The following is a 3739-nucleotide window of genomic DNA, read 5'->3' on the forward strand; positions in this document are numbered from 1 at the left end:
ACTCCCCGAGCCACTCCCCCGGCTCCGGAAGCTCGTCCACGGCCGAGACCCAGAGGGTGGAGTCGCCCTCCTCCAGGCCGAACTCCTTGTGCCGGGAGGCGATCTCGTCCGCCTCGTACTCACCGAAGAGCACCCCGAGGGCGGCGTGCACGCTGACCCCGACCATCGGCACGGCGGTGCCGTCGGGCTGGTCCGGGTCGAGGTCGGCGAGCCGTTGCGCCTGGGCGAGAAGCCGCTGGGGCTCCGCCACCGCGTAGTCACGCCTGATCAGCACCGTGAGGGCGTGGGGCTCCTCCGGGCCGGCGTACGGCGGCAGGGAGTCGTCCGCCCCCGGGATCTCGAAGGGGGTGACCTCGTCGTGACGGTCGTAGAGGAGTTCGTCGTAGACCTCGGCGGCGGCGGCCAGTGCGTTGAACGCCTCGTAGACGGCCGGATCGTCGTCCCCGGTACGGCGTTCGACCGCCTCGAGGTGGCGGTCGAGCGCGGTTTTGACTGCATCGGCGGCGGCGCGTACCTCGGCAGCGGTGGGCTGCGCAGCATCAGACATAGTGCAGACGCTATCCGTACCGGGGCTCTGCCCGCACAATAGATGCGATGCCGGAATACGAATTCATCGACGTGTACGTCCCTCGCGGGGTCTCCCGCAAGGACGCGACCCGCCTCCTGACCGACCATGCCGAGTACGGGCACTGGGAGTTGGACCGACTGACGCTACGCCTCGACGGCAGCCGCAGGGTGCGGCTACGGCGCCGGATCATCCGCCAGCTCCGGGCGACCTGGTAGCACGGAGCGGGCCCCGCGACCGCGGGACCCGCTCCCTTCGACGTACCGCACGGCGATGCCGTGGAGGCGTTACCCGACGTCACGCAGCGCTGCGCGACCGCCGGTAGAGCACCGCACCCGCGCCCGCCAGCAGCATCCCGGCGCTCGCCGGGATCAGCAGGTCGAGGCCGCCCGCGCCGGTGTGGGCGAGCTCCTCGCCGGACAGGAACTGCGGCTCGGGAGCCTGCGGCTCCGGCGGCGTCTCGGCGGGCTTCTGAGGTGTGTGCGGCGTCTGCGGGACCTCGGGGGTGACCGGCTCGGTCTCGTTCTCGCAGCCGTTGCCGAAGACCGGGTTGAGCAGTCCGCCGACGCTGATGCCGTTGCCGCAGACGTTGAGGGGCACGGAGACCGGCACCTGCACCTGGTTGCCGGAGAGGATGCCGGGTGACCCCTGTGCCTCGCCCTGGGCCGAGGCGCCGGACGCGCGGTGCCTGCCGGTGCCCTCGCCGCCGTCACGGGCCTCGTCGTGCCCGGCGGTGCCGCTGCCGGGCCCCTGGTCGGCAGCGTGGCTGCCGGACCCCTGGCCCGGGGAGCTCTGGCCGGGCCCGGGGCCCTCGTCGGAGGTCTGGAGATGTGCCGCGTCCGCGGACGATCCGTTCCCGCAGCCGTTTCCGCTCACGGGGTTGAGCGCGCCGACGACGTTGACGGAATTCCCGCAGACGTTGACCGGGATGTCGATCGGGACCTGGATCGAATTCCCCGACAGCACACCCGGTGAGTTCGTCGCTCCGCCCGCCGCACCCGCGTCCGCGTGTGCGTACCCCCCGCCGAGCGCGAGCACGCCGCCCGCCGCTGCCATCGTGATCAGGCCTTTACGTGTGACCTGTCGCATAGGTTGCTTTCCTGCCTTCTGGCTTTCGAAATACCCCCCGGCACAACCGTGCGGGGCCGATTGCCCAGCGGCCCCGGAGTGCATGGCGCGCACTCCGGGGCCGACCGGACTCACACCCTTACGGGTTGACGTTCGACGTCAGTCGTTGATGCAGACGTTGCCGAAGGCGGGGTTCAGCAGCCCGATGACGTCGATGGTGTTGCCGCAGACGTTGACCGGCACGTGGACCGGGACCTGGACGACGTTGCCCGAGAGCACGCCGGGGCTGCCGATGGCGGCACCCTGGGCACCGGCGTCGGCGGAAGCCATGCCCGCACCCGCGAGCACGAGACCACCGGTGGCAGCCGCGATGGCGACGACCTTCTTGATCATTATTCCTCCTGGTTGGTAAGTGCGGTCCCAGCCGCGGACCGCATCACCTGTAACGAGGAGGGAGGGAGGGGGCTACGAGCAGATCGCCCCTTTCACTCGTTCTGGTGAGGCACGTACACACTGGCGAATGCGCCCGCCGCCGCCCGCCCGGGAGCCCCGGGAGCCCCGCTCCAGGAGGCCTCAGGAATGGTCGATGAACCGGTCGAGCACCCGCACGCCGAAGGTCAGGCCGTCCACCGGCACCCGCTCGTCCACGCCGTGGAACATCCCCGCGAAGTCCAGCTCCGGCGGCAGCTTGAGCGGCGCGAAGCCGAAGCAGCGGATGCCGAGGTCGTCGAAGGACTTGGCGTCCGTGCCGCCGGAGAGCATGTACGGCACGGCGCGGGCGATCGGGTCCTCGGCCTTCAGCGCGAGCTGCATGGCGTCCACGAGGGAGCCGTCGAAGCTCGTCTCCAGGGCCTTGTCCCCGTGCACGTCCTCGCGCTTCACCCGGGGCCCGAGGATGCGGTCGAGGTCGGCGAGGAACTCCTCCTCGTGACCGGGCAGGAAGCGTCCGTCCACGTGGGCGGTGGCCTGGCCCGGGATCACGTTGACCTTGTAGCCGGCGCCGAGCATGGTGGGCGCGGCCGAGTTGCGCAGGGTCGCGCCGACCATCTTGGCGATCCCGCCGAGCTTGGCGAGGGTCGCCTCCATGTCCTCCGGGTCGAGCGGGGTGCCCAGCGCGTCGGACAGCTCGTCGAGGAAGGACCGGACGGTCTTGGTGACCCTGACCGGCCAGGTGTGCCGCCCCAGCCGTCCGACGGCCTCGCAGAGCTCCGTGATGGCGTTGTCGCTGTTGGTCATCGAGCCGTGCCCCGCGGTGCCGTCCACGGTCAGCCGCATCCAGTGCATGCCCTTCTGCGCGGTCTCCACCAGGTAGAGCCGCAGGTTCTCGTTGACGGTGAACGAGAAGCCGCCGACCTCGCCGATCGCCTCGGTGACCCCGTCGAAGAGGCCACGGTGGTGGTCGACCAGGTAGCGCGCCCCGTACGTGCCCCCGGCCTCCTCGTCGGCGAGGAAGGCCAGCACGATGTCGCGCGGGGGCTTGCGGCCGGTCCGCATCCGCTCCCGGACGACCGCGAGGGTCATCGCGTCCATGTCCTTCATGTCGACCGCGCCCCGGCCCCACACGCACCCGTCCGCGATCTCCCCGGAGAACGGGTCGTGCGTCCAGTCGGCCGCGTTGGCCGGCACCACGTCGGTGTGCCCGTGGATCAGCAGGGCGGGCTTGGACGGGTCCTCGCCCTCGATGCGGGCCACCGTGGAGGCCCGCCCCTTGTGCGACTCGAAGATCTGCGGCTCCAGCCCGACCTCGGCGAGCTTCTCCGCGACGTACTCGGCCGCGAGCCGCTCACCGGGGCCGGAGTGGTCGCCGTAGTTGCTGGTGTCGATGCGGATGAGGTCACGACAGAGGTCGACGACCTCACTCTCGGCGGTTGCGCCGGAGACGGTCCGGGCCGTGCTGCTCTCGCTCACGCTGCTTCCTTCCACTGTCGCGGTGGTGCTTGCCCCCCATCCTCGCCCGCCCGCCCCGCGCGCCCAAGACCGCCCGGCTCCCGTCATCCGTCCTTCACACGCCCCCCGGGCACCCCCTGCGCGCCCGGGGGGCGTGATCGAGCACCCCCGAATGTTTGCTATGGTTTTCCACGTCGGAACGGGCCGGAGCCCGCGAGA

At 71.1% G+C, this 3739-nt stretch carries 5 protein-coding genes; 1 reads left to right on the forward strand and 4 read right to left on the reverse strand.

Annotated features, from left to right (window positions below):
- Window positions 1–547, reverse strand: a 547-nt coding sequence (locus tag IH13_RS0124615) for a hypothetical protein (protein ID WP_063837484.1), incomplete at its 3' end; no start/stop codon positions are given.
- Between the two features lie 47 nt (window positions 548–594).
- Between IH13_RS0124615 and IH13_RS0124620 the strand changes: the two genes are divergently transcribed.
- Entirely contained in the window at window positions 595–783 is a 189-nt protein-coding gene (locus tag IH13_RS0124620) for a DUF5703 family protein (RefSeq protein WP_014045022.1), read from the forward strand.
- Window positions 784–862: 79 nt separating this feature from the next.
- Here IH13_RS0124620 and IH13_RS45820 read toward each other — a convergent pair whose 3' ends face one another.
- The 3 genes from IH13_RS45820 to IH13_RS0124635 form a co-directional block, all read right to left on the reverse strand.
- Entirely contained in the window at window positions 863–1654 is a 792-nt protein-coding gene (locus IH13_RS45820; RefSeq protein ID WP_031087941.1) for a chaplin, read from the reverse strand.
- 138 nt (window positions 1655–1792) lie between these two features.
- Window positions 1793–2026 carry a chaplin ChpH gene (chpH, locus tag IH13_RS0124630; protein ID WP_031087943.1) on the reverse strand — a complete coding sequence of 78 codons (234 nt, stop codon included), beginning with the start codon at window positions 2024–2026 and terminating at the stop codon, window positions 1793–1795.
- A gap of 180 nt (window positions 2027–2206) precedes the next feature.
- Window positions 2207–3541 (reverse strand): M20/M25/M40 family metallo-hydrolase, encoded by a 1335-nt coding sequence (locus IH13_RS0124635; RefSeq protein ID WP_031087946.1) that lies wholly within the window; start codon window positions 3539–3541, stop codon window positions 2207–2209.
- Window positions 3542–3739: the final 198 nt, after the last annotated feature.

Origin of the sequence: Streptomyces sp. NRRL WC-3549 (genome assembly GCF_000721935.1) — a bacterium.
In the GTDB taxonomy this organism is placed as follows: Bacteria; Actinomycetota; Actinomycetes; order Streptomycetales; family Streptomycetaceae; genus Streptomyces.